The sequence below is a fragment of the Xenorhabdus yunnanensis genome, assembly GCF_028598805.1.
GTDB lineage: Bacteria > Pseudomonadota > Gammaproteobacteria > Enterobacterales > Enterobacteriaceae > Xenorhabdus > Xenorhabdus yunnanensis.
Genome location: NZ_JAQRFI010000050.1, coordinates 1 through 19,504 on the forward strand (window position 1 = coordinate 1; position 19,504 = coordinate 19,504).

18 protein-coding genes are annotated in these 19,504 nt (G+C 42.7%); 9 read left to right on the forward strand and 9 right to left on the reverse strand.

Going from position 1 to position 19,504, the window contains the following annotated elements:
- The 8 genes from PSI23_RS16715 to PSI23_RS16750 form a co-directional block, all read left to right on the forward strand.
- Window positions 1–194: hypothetical protein (locus tag PSI23_RS16715; protein ID WP_273556150.1), on the forward strand; the 194-nt coding region annotated here is incomplete at its 5' end.
- Window positions 181–369 carry a PerC family transcriptional regulator gene (locus tag PSI23_RS16720; RefSeq protein WP_273556151.1) on the forward strand — a complete coding sequence of 63 codons (189 nt, stop codon included), beginning with the start codon at window positions 181–183 and terminating at the stop codon, window positions 367–369. The genes PSI23_RS16715 and PSI23_RS16720, both read left to right, overlap by 14 nt.
- An 85-nt stretch (window positions 370–454) precedes the next feature.
- Entirely contained in the window at window positions 455–1,210 is a 756-nt protein-coding gene (locus PSI23_RS16725) for an ORF6N domain-containing protein (RefSeq protein WP_273556152.1), read from the forward strand.
- A complete protein-coding gene (locus PSI23_RS16730; protein WP_273556153.1) occupies window positions 1,207–1,737 on the forward strand; it encodes a beta clamp domain-containing protein in 531 nt (176 codons plus the stop codon). Before PSI23_RS16725 ends, PSI23_RS16730 begins: the two co-directional genes overlap by 4 nt.
- Before the next feature lie 244 nt (window positions 1,738–1,981).
- The gene (locus tag PSI23_RS16735; RefSeq protein ID WP_273556154.1) at window positions 1,982–2,266 is read left to right on the forward strand and encodes a hypothetical protein; all 285 of its coding nucleotides are present in this window, start codon (window positions 1,982–1,984) and stop codon (window positions 2,264–2,266) included.
- A complete protein-coding gene (locus PSI23_RS16740; RefSeq protein WP_273556155.1) occupies window positions 2,259–2,603 on the forward strand; it encodes a hypothetical protein in 345 nt (114 codons plus the stop codon). The genes PSI23_RS16735 and PSI23_RS16740 overlap by 8 nt, the downstream gene beginning before the upstream one ends.
- Complete coding sequence (locus PSI23_RS16745; protein ID WP_273556156.1) at window positions 2,600–2,920, forward strand: hypothetical protein; 321 nt, start codon at window positions 2,600–2,602, stop codon at window positions 2,918–2,920. The genes PSI23_RS16740 and PSI23_RS16745 overlap by 4 nt, the downstream gene beginning before the upstream one ends.
- Window positions 2,921–2,922: 2 nt before the next feature.
- Window positions 2,923–3,186 carry a pyocin activator PrtN family protein gene (locus PSI23_RS16750; protein ID WP_273556176.1) on the forward strand — a complete coding sequence of 88 codons (264 nt, stop codon included), beginning with the start codon at window positions 2,923–2,925 and terminating at the stop codon, window positions 3,184–3,186.
- A gap of 117 nt (window positions 3,187–3,303) precedes the next feature.
- Here PSI23_RS16750 and uhpA read toward each other — a convergent pair whose 3' ends face one another.
- The 4 genes from uhpA to guaB form a co-directional block, all read right to left on the reverse strand.
- Window positions 3,304–3,912: a response regulator transcription factor UhpA gene (gene uhpA, locus PSI23_RS16755; protein ID WP_273556177.1), complete on the reverse strand. Its 609-nt coding sequence runs from the start codon at window positions 3,910–3,912 to the stop codon at window positions 3,304–3,306.
- Between the two features lie 166 nt (window positions 3,913–4,078).
- Complete coding sequence (gene uhpT, locus PSI23_RS16760) at window positions 4,079–5,455, reverse strand: hexose-6-phosphate:phosphate antiporter UhpT (RefSeq protein WP_273556157.1); 1,377 nt, start codon at window positions 5,453–5,455, stop codon at window positions 4,079–4,081.
- A gap of 401 nt (window positions 5,456–5,856) precedes the next feature.
- Complete coding sequence (guaA, locus tag PSI23_RS16765) at window positions 5,857–7,434, reverse strand: glutamine-hydrolyzing GMP synthase (protein ID WP_273556158.1); 1,578 nt, start codon at window positions 7,432–7,434, stop codon at window positions 5,857–5,859.
- Between the two features lie 78 nt (window positions 7,435–7,512).
- Window positions 7,513–8,979 carry an IMP dehydrogenase gene (gene guaB / locus PSI23_RS16770; RefSeq protein WP_273556159.1) on the reverse strand — a complete coding sequence of 489 codons (1,467 nt, stop codon included), beginning with the start codon at window positions 8,977–8,979 and terminating at the stop codon, window positions 7,513–7,515.
- 173 nt (window positions 8,980–9,152) lie between these two features.
- Between guaB and xseA the strand changes: the two genes are divergently transcribed.
- Window positions 9,153–10,520 carry an exodeoxyribonuclease VII large subunit gene (gene xseA, locus PSI23_RS16775; RefSeq protein ID WP_273556160.1) on the forward strand — a complete coding sequence of 456 codons (1,368 nt, stop codon included), beginning with the start codon at window positions 9,153–9,155 and terminating at the stop codon, window positions 10,518–10,520.
- Window positions 10,521–10,593: 73 nt separating this feature from the next.
- On the opposite strand, the gene PSI23_RS16780 is transcribed toward xseA, so the two are convergent.
- The 5 genes from PSI23_RS16780 to maeB all read right to left on the reverse strand — a co-directional run bounded on the left by PSI23_RS16780 (window position 10,594) and on the right by maeB (window position 19,468).
- Window positions 10,594–12,861: a TonB-dependent receptor domain-containing protein gene (locus PSI23_RS16780; protein WP_273556161.1), complete on the reverse strand. Its 2,268-nt coding sequence runs from the start codon at window positions 12,859–12,861 to the stop codon at window positions 10,594–10,596.
- 125 nt (window positions 12,862–12,986) lie between these two features.
- Window positions 12,987–15,056 carry a S9 family peptidase gene (locus tag PSI23_RS16785; RefSeq protein WP_273556178.1) on the reverse strand — a complete coding sequence of 690 codons (2,070 nt, stop codon included), beginning with the start codon at window positions 15,054–15,056 and terminating at the stop codon, window positions 12,987–12,989.
- A 162-nt stretch (window positions 15,057–15,218) separates the two neighbouring features.
- Window positions 15,219–16,022, reverse strand: a complete 804-nt coding sequence (locus tag PSI23_RS16790; protein WP_273556162.1) for an energy transducer TonB family protein — start codon at window positions 16,020–16,022, stop codon at window positions 15,219–15,221.
- A gap of 111 nt (window positions 16,023–16,133) precedes the next feature.
- Window positions 16,134–17,036, reverse strand: coding sequence for a ChaN family lipoprotein (locus PSI23_RS16795; RefSeq protein WP_273556163.1), 903 nt, complete (start codon window positions 17,034–17,036; stop codon window positions 16,134–16,136).
- A gap of 152 nt (window positions 17,037–17,188) precedes the next feature.
- On the reverse strand, window positions 17,189–19,468 hold the full coding sequence (gene maeB / locus PSI23_RS16800) for an NADP-dependent oxaloacetate-decarboxylating malate dehydrogenase (RefSeq protein WP_273556164.1): 2,280 nt from the start codon (window positions 19,466–19,468) through the stop codon (window positions 17,189–17,191).
- Window positions 19,469–19,504: the final 36 nt, after the last annotated feature.

Below are 19,504 nucleotides of genomic sequence, written 5' to 3' on the forward strand. Positions count from 1 at the left end.
GGAAGGCCAAAGAAGTAGCCACCAGCCTTAATACTCAATTATGGTCTGAATATCGTCAGGAGCATAACGAAAAAAGGCATTCCTTACATAACAGCTATAGCGAAGCAATGAAAACTCAGAAAGAAAACCGACAAATGGCAGCAGCATTGAAGAAACACATAAATAAACAGGTGGTGAGTAATGACCACATATGAACAGGCAAAAGAATTATCACAAAGTTTAGAACTAAAAGGCTTATTTCGCCGTGCTGCCAATAAATGGGGTGAGGCTCTCTTATTATCCCATAACAAAAAACAAGAACAGGAATGCACCAAGAATAATTTTCGCTGCGCTCGGAAAGCAAGAATAACTATTCGGGAGGGATGGTAATGGCGAAAAGAAAAAGAGTACCACTAAATAGAGCGATGCGGCGTTTAGCAAAAAGAATGAAGATTGAAATTAAGGAAGCGAAATAATGAACGAAGTAATCACCATCAATAAAACCCAAATGCCTGTCGTGGAATACCAAGGGCAACGTGTTGTGACATTTTCAATGATTGATCAGGTTCACGCACGACCAGAAGGAACGGCAAAGGCTGCATTCAATAGGAACAACCACCGCTTTGTACAAGGCGTGGATTATCAAGTTTTAAGTCAGGACGATATACGTACCGACCTACCAGATGGCCTGTTTTCCAAGTTCGCCCCCAACGGGATTGTGCTTTTTGAGTCTGGTTATCTCATGTTAACCAAGCCGTTCAATGATGATGTTGCGTGGCAGGTTCAGCGTGAACTGGTCAGTAATTATTTCCGCAAACCTCAAACTGCACTGAGCGAACTTGAAATGATTGCCAGGATCGCCAGCCACACAGCCCAACAACAGCGTCAAATCAACCATATTGATGAGAGGGTTGAACAGGTTCAGGAAACGGTCGAGCAAATCAAGCGCGGAACCATTCCCGCCGGTTGGATTGGGTTTTCCCTGGCTACGACCGAATCAGGGTTAACCAATCCCAAATGCCGCACTTTGGCTGAACAGTACAACGTTCCTACAGATACCGTCACCATCATGACGCCGGATGGACAACCCCGCCCCATGAAAATTGTATTCAAGGAAGATTTCATGAGCGCGTTCCGTTTGATGATGAGCGAAGCAGAGAAGCGCGGCACCCGCTGGTCACATCCCAAAATGGGGATCTTTCAGGTTATTGGATGGGAGGACAAACGATGATTATTAATTCTAACTTGTTACGTGCCGCACTGGTCTGTGTGGCGAAGAATGACCCACGTTATTACCTGTGTGGGGTGCATATCATCCCGAAATATCTGGAAGCCACAGACGGCGCTGTGGCTTTACGGTTGGAGCATGGGGTAAACACGCGCCGTAAAGCTATCGTTCAGTTTCACGGGAAGATCCCCAAGAAAGCAGACACAACGGAACTGCATTTTACCAAAGAGCCTTATGCCGTACACAGGGATATTACCGGAATGAGAGTGGGATTTACCGTTTTATCGATGCTGGATGGTCGCTTCCCTAACTTAGACCGTGTGATCCCAAAGAAGGTGGAAAATGCTATTCCCCACTTTCAAGCGGAGTACTTGGCCTACCCCTACGAAATGTTTAAGGCTGATTCAGGGTTCATCACCGTTTCCATGTATCCCTCCGGCATGACAGATAGCTGCTTGATGAAGTTTAGCGACAACATCAATCAGCGTTATGGCAACCCTCAGTTTGTTGTCATGCCATGTCGAGTGTAATTGCAGGGAGGCAAACAGTGACAAATAAGCACCGCCAGAGGGTGGACATTAACGACGAACTGGTCAGAACGGTAGTCCATATCGACGACGGCAGGGATCACACCAAGCGGCATATCCACCGCATGAGACGTAATTTTTACATTCACGAGGGCATCTGCCCTCCTCTGCCGCCCGCACCCAAAGTGGCAGAGGTGAAGATAACGCCCGTGAAGAATAACAAAAGTGTAAAGCGAGGAAAAAAATAATGTTCAGCATCGATAACGCACAGAATGAAATTGGGTTGCCCGGTCACATTGATGATGGACGTGAGTGGACAGAGTGGTTATTGAGGAAGGCAGGTGAGCAGAAGCAGGCGATTGAACCTAGCAATTTCCTGACAGTTCCCAGAAGTACCGTACTGAAAAAGGAGTTGGAGCAAATCGAACAACGCCTGAATACCTTACAGACCGAGTGGAAGAAAAAATCTGAATTGATGAATCTCGTTTACGAACTGGAAGCCTGTTTACTCACGGGGTACGGTCATGAGTAAATTCTCTGTGATGCTCAGATTGTTAATGAACAAAGTGTTCTTTATGTACCAGCGCAAATATTTGGCTGAATGGGATAAGAAGCTCAACTACCTGCTTGATAACTGCAAGGTTAGAGAATTTGACTCGCACGCAGTTACCTTTGTGGATGGCAATAATAAATATAGGGTTTGGACAAATAATCGTTTTTACGCCTTTGGTTACCTCTATGAATTAAACGGCGTTACTCAGAACCTCAAGTACAGGCCGTCTTGGAGAACCATAATGAGGCTTTATTTTGAGATTGTCGAAATGAAGAACCTTAAGGCAGTAATCGAATACAAGGAGGCCATTAAGTGACCAATAACTCATTCCACCTCACCCAAATAATCGCTTCGGTCTGGGGTGATCCTGCTGATATCACAGACGCAATATGGCAGGCAGGATACCGGAAGCCAGCACGGGGAGAAAAGGAAATCGCTGAACTCATTATCGACATAATGGACGGTGTGCCCGATGAGGTGCCCTACTCCGAAAGGCCAAAAAATTTGGAGGATATTCTCAGTACGGAGCTGAACAACCTTATTTTTGATGCGACATGGAGTGACAGGGTAACACCTGCGGGAGTGGCTAAAATAGTTTTGGAGAACGGGTATCAGAAAGGAGGGGAAAAGTGAAAATGAATACAGTGTTTCTATTAATGGCGGAGTTTGGGACCTCACAAATTCCGCTCTCAAACATAGCAGAAAGGTATTTCAAGATGAGTCCCGGCACAGCCGAGCGTAAAGCAAACGAAGGAAAATTGGACATCCCTACATATAAGTTAAATGACAGCCAAAAATCACCAAGAATAGTTCATGTGAATGATCTTGCCACATACATTGATAAGCAAAGAGAGCAGGCCTCAAAAGAACTGGAGAGGATACAGTTTAAAAGAAAATAATCTCACAAACCCCCTCAAGAGCCACCGGGTGCTGTTATTATGGCACCCCAATAGCACCCCTAAAATCTGTAATCTATTGATTTTTATAACTAGTAAATCCTATAGCATATCGACGCATTAGAGATCACTAGTGGCAAAATAATTCGCTAAACCAACGTTATTCGTTACCCCTAATTTACTCATCGCATTGGCTCGATGGACATGTACTGTTTTATGGCTTAACCCTAATTCAGCCGCTACAGCTTTAACATCCATACCACTAGCCAACATCTCCCCAACTTGTCGTTCTCTGTTAGTCAGGTGTTCTAATGAAGCCGGATTGCTCTTTGATGACGTTAAATTAAGTACAATGTCTGGGGTAAGATAGCAACCATTATTGGCTGTAGTACGCACAGCTTGAACCAACTCATCTGGGCTGCAACGTTTACTGAGATAACCACGCGCACCCGCTTTCAAGGCATTTTCCACCATAGTGGCAGAATCATGAACACTCAGCATAATGCAGTTAATGCCTGAGGGGAGATCTTTCAGTAGAGATAATCCACTTTCATCTTTCATCGAAATATCAAGAATGCAAACTGTTGCACCCGACCCTGGTAACCCTTGCCTGGCTTCAGCACATGAACTGAACTCACCCACAACTTCAATATCGGGTTCTAAATTCAGCAATTGAGCAAACCCCGAACGCACAACAACATGATCATCAACTAATGCTACTTTAATCATCATTATTTATTATCGAATTAAGAATCGGGCTAAACTACTCTTATTGGTATAGCTTCACAATAGACAATGGCTTGCGATAAATAGAAAGATGGAACATCAGGGTAAAAAGTGATGAAAAGATGCTGCTGTGGATATACAGCAGCATCAATATGCTTTTTAGTATGGCTTAATGTACTTTCTTCGTTTTTCGAATTTTTCGCTCTTCCGCAATAGCTACACAAGCAAGCAAGCTGAGACATATAAATGCTGAAGTATCAAGGGCAACAAACGTTCCTTTCCAGCCAGTCAAACCAAAAATAGGCACGCCATCAGCAATCATCCCCAAACCAAGCTTGGCAAAGCTGTCACCGATTAAATAGGCAAAAGTTCCTTTGACGCCATCTGCCACACTGATTGCTTTTTTTGGTACAAAACCAACAGCAGCCACACCAATCAACAATTGTGGGCCAAATACCAAGAACCCAAGTACAAACAAAGATCCCAAATACATGTATTCACTGGTTGCGTGTTGATAGAATTCAAGACAAACAATAATCAAACTTAACGAAACACAGGCAATCAGAGCACGGCGACCATTTGCCAAATCTGACAGATATCCCCACATTAACGTACCTACCAACGCCCCTATTTCGAACATGGTAAAACCTGTGATGGCAGTTTCTTTTGACTGCCCCAATACCTGATACGCATACACCGTTGACCACTGGTCGATACCAATGCGCACGATGTAAAGGAAGATATTGGCAAAACAAAGTAGCCAAATAACTTTATTTTTTAATACATATTCAACAAAAATCTCACGTTTGGTCATTTGATTTTCTTCCGCGGCGACATCTTCTTCGCTGACGGCTTCACCAAATAACTCTTCTACCTTACCTAAACCGTAACTTTCTGGAGAATCACTACCATAACGTAATCCAATGAAGCCAATGATCAACGCGATAATAGAAGGAAAAATAAACATCCCTATCACATGACCATTAAAGAAATAGTAAGCACCAAAGAGAGCAACACCAGCCGCAGCGGCGCCACCTACATTATGCGACATATTCCACAAACCCAGATAGGTTCCACGCTTATTACGGGGAGTCCATTTCGTAATAGTAGAGTAGCTGGCAGGCCCACCTATACTTTGGAAAAAGCCGCTCAATGCATAAAATGCTACCATCAGGAAAACACTGATGCTGGAACCTCCCATACTCATACTAAACCCTAGCATGGCAAGGCCAGATAAGATCAGCATAAATGGCAGGAATTGTTTGGTGTTTTTGCCATCCGCATAGTAAGCAACGACAGTCTTACCAATACCGTAAGTAATAGAAAAACCTAACCCTATCAACCCTAACTGCGTCATCGATAGACCATAAGTCGAGATCATATCGTTTTGGGCTATGTTGAAGTTTTTACGTACCAAATACATAGCCATATAACCGATAAAAACCACCAAATACGACTGTATAAAGGGTTTGAACCACATTTTGCGGCGTACTTCCACTGGAAGATCCAGTGTTGGCTTACGAATTTGTTCTAAAATCTTAAGCATTTTAAATCCTTAGGTGATCACGAGAAAAAGCCTTTTTGAAGCAGGTGAAAATAAAAAGGCAAATCGCAAGAAAGCGAAAGTTTTCGTAGATATAGTTTTTGTGGATATAATTTTTTATAGGTATGGTTATTACTGGACAGTTTAAAAAACTGGAGAAAGATTGGCTTGAGCCATGGTCTTAGTTGAACTAGGAATATTTCCTAATTTTGCCCTATTCGAGCATAAAGCGTGAAAGGAATCACACTCTTTGCTTTTGTTAAGTAAAGAGTGTGATTCCACATACTGATAATTTCAATCAAAAGCTTTAATCAAAGAACAAGATATTCAATTCTTATCCGACCATCGCCATACAAGTTCAATGGGAAGTAAAAGACCCTGAAATCAGGGTCTTAATTAGAAAATCATTCCCACTCAATTGTCGCTGGTGGTTTACCACTAATGTCATAGACTACCCGCGAAATACCATCCACTTCATTAATAATCCTGTTCGATACACGACCCAAGAAATCATATGGCAAATGCGCCCAATGAGCGGTCATAAAGTCGATAGTTTCTACCGCACGCAGAGACACAACCCAATCATATTTACGACCATCGCCCATAACACCAACAGAACGAACCGGCAGGAATACAGTAAATGCCTGGCTGACTTTATGGTATAGATCCGCTTTATGCAGTTCTTCAATAAAGATAGCATCAGCGCGGCGCAGCAAGTCACAATACTCTTTCTTCACTTCACCCAATACGCGAACACCGAGGCCCGGGCCTGGGAATGGATGGCGATACAGCATGTCATACGGCAGGCCCAGTTCTAAACCGATACGGCGAACTTCGTCTTTGAACAACTCTTTCAGCGGTTCAACCAGACCCAGTTTCATATCTTCTGGCAAGCCACCTACATTGTGGTGAGATTTTATAACATGAGCATTACCAGTTGCAGATGCTGCAGATTCGATAACGTCTGGGTAAATCGTACCCTGTGCCAGCCACTTAACCTGAGTTTGTTTCGAGGCTTCTTCATCAAATACATCAATAAAGGCGTGACCAATAGCTTTACGTTTAGCTTCTGGATCATCAATTCCTGCCAGTGCAGACAGGAAGCGATCTTCCGCTTTAACATGGATGATATTAAGGTCAAATTTACCTGCAAACATCTCCATCACTTGATCCGCTTCGTTCAAACGCAGCAGACCATTATCTACGAAAACGCAAGTCAAACGCTTACCAATCGCACGATTCAACAACAGTGCAGTGACGGAAGAATCCACACCGCCAGACAATGCCAGAATAACGTGATCATCACCAATCTGCACACGCAGACGTTCTACGATATCGTCGATGATAGAAGCAGGTGTCCACAGTGCTTCACATTGACAAATGTCCAATACGAAGCGTTTCAGAATATTCAAGCCTTGATGAGTATGAGTCACTTCTGGGTGGAATTGTACACCATAAAAACGTTTTGCATCGTTAGCCATGATAGCAAACGGACAAGTATCCGTGCTGGCAACGGTTGTGAAATCAGCCGGAATAGCCGTCACTTTATCACCATGACTCATCCATACATCCAGCAACGGCTTGCCGGCTTCGCTCAGAGCATCTTGAATATCGCGGAACAGTTCACAATCATTCTTGATTTCAACCTGCGCATAACCAAATTCACGCTCATAAGAGTTAGAAACTTGACCACCCAATTGCGTAGACATGGTTTGCATGCCATAGCAGATACCCAGCACTGGTATACCCGCATTGAAAACATATTCCGGCGCACGTGGGCTATTGTGCTCAGTCGTGCTTTCTGGTCCACCAGAAAGGATAATACCATTTGGATTAAATTCACGGATTTGCTCTTCAGTGACACTCCATGTCCAAAGTTCACAATAAACACCAAGTTCACGAATACGGCGAGCAATAAGCTGAGTATATTGCGAACCAAAATCAAGGATCAGAATGCGATGCTGATGGATATTAGTTGTCATTTGAGGTGAGTTCCAAAAACAAGTGGCAATTAAAAAATAAAAAAGTCAGTGGCCCAATTATGGGCCACTCTAAATAAATTACAGACCTAAACGATAGTTTGGTGATTCTTTGGTGATCGTCACGTCATGAACGTGGCTTTCCTGAATACCTGCACCACTGATACGAACGAATTCTGCTTTAGTTCTCAGTTCATCAATAGTTGCACAACCAGTCAGCCCCATACAGGAACGCAAACCACCCATTTGCTGGTGAACAATGCTTTTCAGCAGGCCCTTGTAAGCCACACGACCTTCGATACCTTCAGGAACCAGTTTGTCAGCCGCATTATCAGTCTGGAAGTAACGATCAGAAGAACCTTTGGACATCGCGCCCAAAGAACCCATACCGCGGTAAGATTTGAATGAACGACCTTGATAAAGTTCGATTTCACCCGGAGATTCTTCTGTTCCTGCGAGCATGGAACCAACCATCACACATGATGCACCTGCGGCAATCGCTTTGGCGATGTCACCAGAGAAACGGATGCCACCATCCGCAATAACAGGGATGCCAGTCCCTTCCAGTGCTTCAACCGCATCTGCAATGGCAGTGATTTGAGGAACACCAACACCGGTAACGATACGGGTCGTACAAATAGAACCAGGACCGATACCCACTTTAACTGCGTTCACACCTGCTTCCATCAGCGCCTTGGCACCTTCACCCGTCGCTACGTTACCACCGATGATTTGCAGATCAGGGTATTTAGCGCGAGTCTCACGAATACGCTGCAAAACACCTTCAGAATGACCATGGGAAGAATCAATCAGCAATACATCTACACCCGCAGCAACCAATGCATCAACACGTTCTTCGTTGCCAGCACCTGCACCAACCGCAGCACCAACACGCAGACGGCCTTGTTCGTCTTTACATGCGTTTGGTTTACGCTCTGCTTTCTGGAAATCTTTCACCGTAATCATGCCAAGCAGATGGAAGCTGTCATCAACAACCAGTGCTTTCTCAACACGCTGCTCGTGCATTTTCTGCAAAACAACTTCCCGGGCTTCGCCTTCTTTTACCGTCACCAGCCGCTCTTTAGGTGTCATTACCGCAGTCACAGGCTGATCCAAATCAGTAACAAAACGTACATCACGGCCAGTGATAATACCCACCAATTCGTTCGCTTCTGTTACCACTGGGTAACCTGCAAAACCATTACGTTTCGTCAGTTCATGGACTTCACGCAGAGTCGTCTGTGGCGTTACAGTAACAGGATCGGTCACGACACCGCTTTCGTGCTTCTTCACGCGGCTGACTTCTTCAGCCTGACGTTCAATCGACATATTTTTATGAATGAAGCCAACGCCCCCTTCCTGTGCCAGTGCGATTGCCAGTGAGGATTCCGTCACAGTATCCATAGCTGCGGAAAGCATAGGTACGTTTAGGCGAATGGTGGAAGTTAATTGAGTGGACAGATCTGCTGTGTTAGGCAAGACTGTTGAGTGGGCAGGAACTAATAATACATCGTCAAAAGTTAATGCTTCTTTTTTAATTCGTAACATGGGCAATATCTCACCAGGCTATGGAGCAATAAGAGGGATAAAATATTGCCGCGGCATTATACAGGCCGAAATCGGTTGCCTCCAGCATTTTTTGAAAAAAATTCTTGATTAGTAATGCAATGAGATTAATATCGGTCAATTAAGTCCTTGTTTTAAAATTTGATCTGGCTCACATGTCACTACCAACCAATACCAGTATTTTTTCTGTTAGCCGTCTGAATCAGACTGTTCGTCAGCTATTGGAGCTGGAAATGGGCAGAATTTGGTTATCCGCCGAAATGTCCAATTTTTCTCAGCCATCGTCAGGGCATTGGTATTTCACATTAAAAGATGAAAGAGCACAAATTCGTGCCGCCATGTTTCGAAGTCACAATCTGAGGGCAACGTTTCGCCCACAAAATGGTCAGCAGGTATTGGTTCGGGCGCAGATTACACTGTATGAACCCCGTGGTGACTATCAGCTGGTTGTGGAAAGTATTCAACCTGCCGGAGATGGCTTGCTGCAACAGCAATTTGAAGTGTTGAAGCAAAAACTCATCGCAGAAGGCTTGTTTGATCAAATTCATAAGAAACCGCTGCCCTCTCCTGCCAAACGACTCGGTGTCATTACTTCCGCCAGTGGCGCAGCACTGCACGATATTCTGAATATCCTGAAACGCCGTGATCCTTCCTTGCCAATTGTTATTTATCCCACCGCTGTTCAGGGAACCGAAGCACCATTGCAGATTATTCGGGCGATCGAATTAGCAAATGCACGGCAAGAGTGTGATGTCCTGATTGTCGGACGTGGCGGAGGATCGCTGGAAGATTTATGGTGTTTCAATGATGAGCGCGTTGCACGAGCAATATTCCAAAGCCGTATTCCCATTGTTAGCGCTGTCGGGCATGAAACTGATGTGACAATTGCAGATTTTGTCGCTGATTTACGCGCACCAACGCCTTCTGCGTCGGCAGAATTGGTTAGCCGTAACCAGATTGAATTATTGCGGCAAATTCAATCTCTGCAACAACGTCTGGAAATGGCGATGGATTATTTCTTTGCCCAAAAACAACAGATGTTTAATGTATTACAACATCGTCTCCAGCAACAACGTCCTGATTTGCGTTTGGCACGTCAGCAAAATCACTTAGCTGAATTACGACAAAAATTGACTGATAGCTTTTTACATTGTTTAAAGCAGAACTCAATTTCATATGAGAAGTTAAATCGGCGGTTGTTACAAATCCATCCTGAGCGGAAGATTCAACGTTACAGTCAATCTATCCAACAATTTGATTTTCGTTTAAAACAGGCGATTGAACGACAGCTAGGACGTTATCGGGAAAAATTTGCCGTTTCCTGTTCACGCATGGAGGCTGTCAGCCCGCTGGCAACGTTGAGTCGTGGTTACAGTATTAGTGAAGTATCTGACGGAAAACTGCTAAAACAGGTTAAGCAGGTAAAAACTGGTGATATGCTGAAAACACGGTTGCAGGATGGCTGGGTTGAGAGTCAGGTGACACAGGTCACAAAAGTAAGCAAGAGAAAGAAATTAAAATAGATTTCACAAAATAGCGGTGAATCTTCACCGCTATTTTTATATGGCGATTTAAGCTCTATTTTCCATTAGAAAATCAGAAGCGAATTTCGGCTCCCATAACGTAAGTTCGGCCGCGGGCAGTTTGGGTTGTAACATCATCTTCCGTCATTTTTACAGAAGAATTCATACGATTTAATGCATCAGCATAATTTCTATTAGTTAGATTTTGCACAGAAAACTTAATTAATACATTTTTATTAATCTGATAATCACTGTACAGATCAATAACTGTTGGAATTTTATCTGATTTTTCCATGATGATTCTATTATCATCATCTCGTTCATCAGAAGGACTTTGATGGTAAGATTGTCCAGTATATTTGGCGATAGCACCTATCCGAAGTTTTTCATCCAATAAACGAATGCCTGTATCCAATGTCAAATAACGTTCTGGTAATTGAGATTCTGGACTTCCGCCAAAATAATATGTTGCCAATGATGTTGGTTGTTGCGTTTTTTGCTGGCTATACGCTAATGAACTATAAAAAATACCCGCATCATAATTCGCAGAAAGTTCAAAACCTTTCATAGTTACTGGTGTCAAACTATTAGTATATACATATGCCGTAACATCTGGGACAAGTGCCTTGTTCTCTTCAGCAGTTAAGGAACCATCCAATTTACAAAATTTCCTCCCAGTACAAAGCATATATTGATAGCTACTAATATGATTCTTAATTTTGGTATGGAATAACGTTGCTTTTAGGCGAAATGTATCTCCATCTACAATTAAATTCGGACGATAGCTATTAAATCCAATTTGATAGGTATCCGCTTTCTCTCCTTTCAGGAATGGATTAATAGAAGTACCACCATCATTGGAATGAAAGATTTCCTGAGCATTAGGTGCTCGCATTGAATGAGTGTAACTTACAAACGGTTGAAATTCAGGAATAATTTCTGCCGATAATAATATAGATGGATTAAATCCACGTTCTTTTAGGTTTAATTGTGCCTCCCCTTGTGGGAAACAATCTACACGTTTGTCACAGGCTGGTTTTAATCCTTTGACACTATAATCCTGATAATTTAATCCCAGATCAGCGGCATAAATACCACGTTCTATTTTTAATCTACTATAAATACTGGCAATATCTTGCTTACCACTTGGAGCAAAGGCATTGTTTTCCTGTATATCACTATCTGTTTTTACATTCTCCGAACTTGTATCTATTTTTTTACGATATTCAGTTCGCATCCATTTGCTACCCAGAGTAAATGCAAAATCAGTGTCACCATAATTGAACCGACTGGTATTGCTGATATTGATAGAATCGGATCTACTTTTTGCTTCACTCTTATCCAATACCCCCATTGACTTACTTTGAAAACTCTGCTGACCATTGCTGATACTAAGCATAACTTTGGTATCAACCAATTCAGTAAATGGCGTATAGTGATATTTTAAATAATAATCATAATTATCAATATGACGACGATTAAATTTATTATGGTAAAGGCGACTACTTAGTTCCAAATCATAAAATTCATTGGGTTTAATATTTAGTTTCATCAATTGAGAATTTGGTTTTTGTTTGAATGTGTTGCTAGTACCAAATTTTTCACTACTGATACCATCAGCATTTCTATAGTGAGCTTCAATATTGTGTCCACTGACAGCGAATAAGGCACCCAAAGAGCCTTCTGGACTAAATGCCTGTGTTTTTCCTGCAAAAGCCATCATGCCACTTCGGCCAACACCATTATTACCATATGCCCATTTACTACGAACTCCCAGATTATTACCCTCGAATACAACATCGTCGATACCGATAGTGCGGAAATTGGCACTTCCAATCAAGGCATTGACGGAATCAGAATCATCAGATTGACCACGAGCAATATCTACTCTTACAATGAAGTTAGGATCAATCAAAGCACCAAATTGGTTATAGGGCTGTTGTCCATGCCCAAATTCATTCGGCGCCGTACCATAAAATGTCTGGCTAACGCCATCCACCATCATATTAACGCGACCAAAACCACTTAAGCCACGGATATTAACACTGACAATCCCTTGCCCCTGACTCGCATCCATTTGAGTATAAGTACCCGGTAAGCTACGCAATACGCTATCTACAGATTCTAATTTATTATCTTCACCCACAGAACTATAAGCCCCCGGTTTTTCCATTGCTTCAATCTGAGGAGCATTATTATTATCCTGAGCACCTGAAACTTTCAGGCTGCTGAACCGTATGACTTTTTCTTTTTTATTGTCATTTGTATTTTCAGCATAGGCGATCCCTTGAAGCCCTATCAGCATTGCGCTGGCTCCAGCTATTTTTGCCACAGTTTTCATTATTATTACCCTAAATTAAAAAATATTTATTGCTGCTCACATTGCTTCGCAAATTTGCGTATAAAACACCTACAACACCGATAAAAAAATTATCAGTGCTATAGGTAATAACTATATATTTTTTATTAGTCTTTTAATTCTGGAAAATATGTTTTAGCGTCATCTAACATTAATAAGAAACTATAATCAAAAGCAATGTCATTCAGACGATTAAAACGTCCGGTTTTACCACCATGACCAGTATTCATATTAGTCTCTAATAATAACAGACTATCGCCTTGTTTCATTTCTCTTAATTTCGCTACCCATTTTGCCGGCTCCCAATATTGCACTTGAGAATCATGCAAACCTGTTGTAACCAACAAATGAGGATAACGTTGATGTTTAATATTGTCATAAGGGCTGTAAGATTTAATACGGAAGTAATCTTCTTTGTTATTTGGATTACCCCACTCCTCATATTCACCCGTTGTCAATGGAATGGATGCATCGAGCATGGTTGTCAAAGCATCCACAAAAGGCACTTTTGCAATTACGCCGCGGTATAATTCTGGAGCCTGGTTAATAACCGTTCCCATTAATAAACCGCCTGCACTGCCACCTTCAGCATAAACGCGTTTGCTATCACCATAACCATCAGCAATCAGGGCCTTGGTTGCATCAATAAAATCGTGGAAGCTGTTCATCTTGTTCTCGATTTTACCTTGCAGATACCAGTTCTTGCCTAAATCGCCACCACCGCGCACATGCACCAATGCATACACAAAACCACGATCTAACAAACTCAGCAGAGCTGAACTAAAATAAGGGTCCATGCTGATGCCATAAGAACCATAACCATAAATCAAGATCGGATTTTCACCTTGTTTGAACAGGGACTTACGGTATACCAGAGAAACAGGGACTTCTACGCCATCACGGGCTTTTACCCAAATACGCTGGCTTTCATAGTTTTCTTTGTTGAACCCTTTGACTTCCTGTTGTTTTAACAATTCACGCTCACCCGTTTGCATATTCCATTGGAATACTGAACTTGGTGTTGTCATGGATGAATAGCTATAGCGCAAGAAATGGGTATTTGGCTCAGGGTTATAGCTCAATGATGCCATATAGGCCGGATCATCGAATTGAACACGCTTTTCCTGCTTGGTTTTCCAATCAATCTGGCGAATTGATGACAATCCTTTTGTACGTTCCTGCACAACCAGCCAATTGTCGAACAACTCAAAATTTTCCAGATCCGTATTTTCCTGTGGGGCAATCACGGTTTCCCACGGTTTATTAATGGCGTCTGCCCGATACAGACCAAACAATGGGCTTTCATGATTAGAACGAATGTAGAATTGCCCACGGAAGTGGTCTAAATCATATTCACGCCCCGCTTCACGAGCAGAAAAAACCTGCGGTTCTGATTGTGGGTTGTTGGCATCAATCAATCGATACTCTGAACTCGAATAACTAGAACTCGAAATCAAAATGTAATTAAGCGAGGTACTTTCCGAAATCGACAGATAGAAACGCTCATCTTCTTCTTGATAGATCTTTTGATCCTGCTTGCTATCAGTTCCATATTGATGACGGAATAACTGATAAGGCAGCAACGTTTGTGGATCTCTGTGCACATAAAACAGCGTCTCGCCATCATTTGCCCACAAAATATTGCCGGAAGTATTTTCTATGACATTATTCTGCCAGTTGGCATCATTGAAATTTTTAAATGAGATTTTGTAGTTACGACGCCCTTGGGTATCTTCCGCTACGGCGAAACGTTTGTTATCCAAGGTAACCGCAAATCCACCCAGTTGATAAAACTTATGGCCCTTTGCCCGCTCGTTACCGTCAACCATTACCTGCCAATCAGTTGAATTATCGGCTAACTTGCGCTGATAGATAGGGAAATCTTTTCCTGCCTCATAAACGGTACGATAAATATACCCATTATAGGTATAAGGAACTGACTGATCTTCTTTACTCATTCTATCAGCCATTTCTTTATAAAGGGTCTCACGCAATTCCTGACCCGATTTCAGCATCTGCTCGGTATATTGATTCTCAGCCGTTAAGTAATCAATAACGTTTTTATCCTGACGATTATCATCTCGTAGCCAATAATAGTTATCAACACGGACATCTCCATGGGTTTCCATTGTATGCGGCTGTTTTGTGATCATAGGTGGCACCATATTTTCCTCCATTGCGGTAGTAGCAGGACTTTGACCGGACAAACTATAACCGAACAGACTATAACCGAACAAACTACCACCGAGCAAAAAACCAAGCATCACTCTATTACCGCGCATAACTTTACCGCACGCTATCTTTTTTTTATTCTGTGACATGCCATCAATCCTGTATTTTTATTGAGATAAATAAAAATCTATCGGTAGTTCAACCGTGATCCTGCCATTAGTTAAAATGACGTCGGGCGGCTTAGGTAAAGGCTGTGACCTTTCCAGCACCATCCTTGCTTCCCTGTCTAGTGAGTTAGTTCCTGAACGTCGAGTTAATTCACTGTCAAGCACTACTCCCAATTGGTTAACCGTAAATTTCACCATTGGACGTCCTGTCCGTTTTCTTCTCTGAGCATCTTCTGGATATTTTTTATAACGATTCAAGTGTCCGGTAACCTCTGCCTGCCAAACCGCTTTGGCATCAACAATGGCATCAGAGTTACTTTCATAGGATGCAGCGGTACGAACCGTCACGTTATTCGCTGTCGCACTACTTGTCGTTGGGGCTGAACTACTGCGGGATTTTTCAATTTCTTGCTCTTCTGCTTTCACTCGCTTAACAGGCTGTGTTTTCTTCGGAGCATCTTGTTTTTTCTTCTTTTTCTTCTGCTTATCCACCAAAAGCAGAGCATTTTCATTTATATCCAATTTTGGCATGTTAATTTCGTCAACTTTGCTTTCCTGCTGCTTACTGGCGACAGATAGCTGCTGCTCAATGCCAATTGGCTGTTTTGGGATTGTATGTATTGCTTCTGTCTGCGCTGACAGTTCCACCATTACCGCTGGCGGAGGAAGAAGTTCCTCGATATCCACATCCTTGGGTTTGTAGATCAGCCATCCTACGAACAAGACATGAAGTGTGATCGCAACGAGAAAGGATTTTGTCACATGACTAGTGTGAGCATTTTGATACGTGGTGTACGTCAACATCTCTATAGCACATTATGTCAATAATAAATTGACATGAATGATAATCAATTCAATATATAAATGAAAACTATTTTTATTTATTAATAATTCACATCCTTGTGACACTTACCGTTATTTGGTTACATTTTCGCTCACTTTTGGCGTAAACCAGACGAAATCGGCATATTCGTTATTTAATGAAACCCCTTCTTCCGCAATAACAAATACGACCACTTTTTCATTTGGCGCTAATTTTTTCACATGCTGAGGAACACCCATCGCTTTTACCGCGTGATATCCCCCTGCAAATAGCAAAGCAGGTGATGGTGCTTTAATCAATTGTTCTGCCATCCGCTGATCACGCATCTGTTGAATTTTGCTCATAGCAGAAAGATGTAGTTCATCTATATTTCCACCATGAGAATTTTTGATGGTTTCATCAATGCGTTTTTTAACATCATCAGAAACCAGTGAAGTTCTATCTCCAGCCCTGTGATTCTTGTACGCTTGATCGATTTCACCGCGATCCAAGTTTGCCGCTAACAATGGGTAAGGCGCTCTCATCAGTTCCATAACCAAATCGCCATACCATTTCCACGGCCACCCCTGATTCCATGCCAATAAGTTCTGGACTCGTTCACTCCTGACAATCGGATTACCCTGCAACCAGCTTTTCACTTTATTCACTTTTTCTTGCTGGTTTGGGTTAATCATTTCTAATAATACAGAACCATGAGGACGTTTCTGCCCTAGCTGTTGAACTAACCATAACTCTATTTGGTGATGGTAAGGATTGTCATGTTTTTCACCAACAACAATACGAGGATAGGTTGCCAATTGCTTAAGCAGTTCATCAGGTGTTATCGCCTTCCCTGTTTTCATATCAAGTACCGCACCGGATTGCATTAATTCGCCGGGAAGGACTTGAAGTGCTACTTGAGAGGTATTCTGAGCATCATTTGGTGCTACAGCACAACCACCAAGGAACAGAGAACAGGCTAAAAAAGTCGATTTTATGCAGGGAGATGTTTTCATTCTTATTCATTATCAAAAGAAAAATTGCCCGCATATTATAGATAATGAGAATTATTTACAAATAAAAATACCCTGTTAAGCATAGACTTAGCAGGGTAGCTCACAATTTTATCCCGATCTCACAGCGAAACTGGGACAATGGACAGAGATGTTTAGAGAGGGTTGGTTTGCGCTTCAACAGCCGCCAATGCCACCATATTCACGATACGGCGTACAGAAGCGATCGGTGTCAGAATATGAACAGGTTTCGCAACTCCCATCAGGACTGGGCCAACGGTTACGCCATCTGAACTGGTCACACGCAGCAAGTTATAACTTATACGAGCGGCTTCCATATTTGGCATGATCAACAAATTCGCCGAGCCTTTCAGTGAGCTATCCGGCATGATATCACGGCGAATGCTTTCCATCAGAGCGGCATCACCGTGCATTTCACCGTCAATCTCAAGCGATGGTGCCATTTGCTGAACCAATTCCAGTGTCTTACGCATTTTTCGCGCAGATTCACAATCGACAGAACCAAAACTTGAGCGTGACAATAGAGCGACTTTAGGTTCAATCCCGAAACGACGAACAGTTTCAGCCGCCATCAACGTGATTTCAGCTAACTCTTCTGGGCTTGGATCTTCATTGACATAAGTATCGGCAATAAAAGTATTCCCCATTGGCAACATCAAGGCATTCATGGCACCTGCGGTATGTACCCCTTGACGGAAACCAAAGACATCTTTCACAACTTGGTAATGTTCGTTATAGCTGCCAACCGTGCCACAAATCAGGCCATCAGCTTCACCACGCTGTACCATGATTGCACCTATCAGCGTAGGATCACCAATCAATGCGCGACGGGCCTGCTCCTGAGAAACACCACTGCGCTTCATCATTTGATAATATTCTTGCCAATATTCTTTGAAACGCGGGTCATTTTCGTTGTTTACGACTTCGAAATCTTTACCGGCTTCAATATGCAGACCCTGCTTTTTAATCCGCATTTCAATAACGCTGGGACGACCAATCAGGATAGGGAATGCCAGTCCCAGGGAGACAAGTTCTTGCGTGGCATGCAGAACACGAATATCTTCCCCTTCTGCCAATACAATACGTTTCTTCTCTTTTTTAGCTTGGGAGAAGATTGGTTTCATAAATAGATTGGTCTTATAGACAAACTCACTGAGTTTCTCAATATATGCTCCGAAATCGGTAATAGGCCGGGTTGCCACACCTGATTCCATTGCCGCTTTCGCTACAGCCGGTGCAATTTTTACAATCAAGCGAGGATCAAACGGTTTCGGAATAATATAATCCGGGCCAAAGAACAAGTCTTGATCACCATAGGCAGAAGCAACTTCCTGACTTTGTTCAGCCAGTGCAAGATCAGCAATGGCGCGCACACAGGCAAGTTTCATTTCTTCATTGATGGTTATTGCCCCGACATCCAATGCACCACGGAAGATGAATGGGAAGCAGAGAACATTATTCACCTGATTAGGGAAATCAGAACGACCAGTACAAATAATTGCATCAGGGCGTACTGCTTTTGCCAGTGGTGGCAAGATTTCCGGCTCTGGGTTGGCCAATGCCATAATCAGAGGACTTTTTGCCATGGTTTTCACCATGTCTTGTGTCAGTACTCCCGGCCCAGAACAGCCGAGGAAGATGTCAGCATCAGGGATCACATCTGCCAGTGTACGGCTGCCATTATCCTCAATGGCATAATCCGCCTTGGTTTTCTCCATGTTCTCTTCACGGCCACGATAAATAACCCCTTTTGAGTCACAGACGACAATATTTTCACGTTTTAGGCCCAGTGCTACCAGCAGGTTCATACAGGCAATTGAGGCAGCCCCAGCCCCTGATACAACCATACGTACTTTACCAATATCTTTGTCAACAACCCGCAATCCATTCAATACTGCTGCGGTACAGATAATTGCCGTACCATGTTGGTCATCGTGGAATACAGGAATTTTCATGCGCTCACGAAGTTTCTGCTCAATGTAGAAACACTCTGGTGCCTTGATATCTTCGAGGTTGATACCACCGAAAGTAGGTTCCATGGCCGCGATGATATCAATCAATTTATCAGGGTTGGATTCATCTACTTCGATATCAAAAACATCAATGCCGGAGAATTTTTTGAATAAAACTCCCTTACCTTCCATAACAGGTTTACCGGCCAATGCACCAATATTCCCCAACCCTAAAACAGCACTACCGTTGGAAATAACTGCAACAAGATTGCCACGTGCAGTATATTTATAGGCCGCCAAAGGATCTTTTGCTATTTCAAGACAAGGTGCAGCAACACCCGGTGAGTACGCTAATGCCAAATCACGTTGCGTTGTCAGTGGCTTAGTTGGTGTAACGGTAATTTTTCCAGGTTGTGGAAACTCATGAAAATCAAGAGCACTTTGTTTTAATTTTTCATCCATTATCGGATCCTTTACGCATCATGTCTTAGTGAAGAT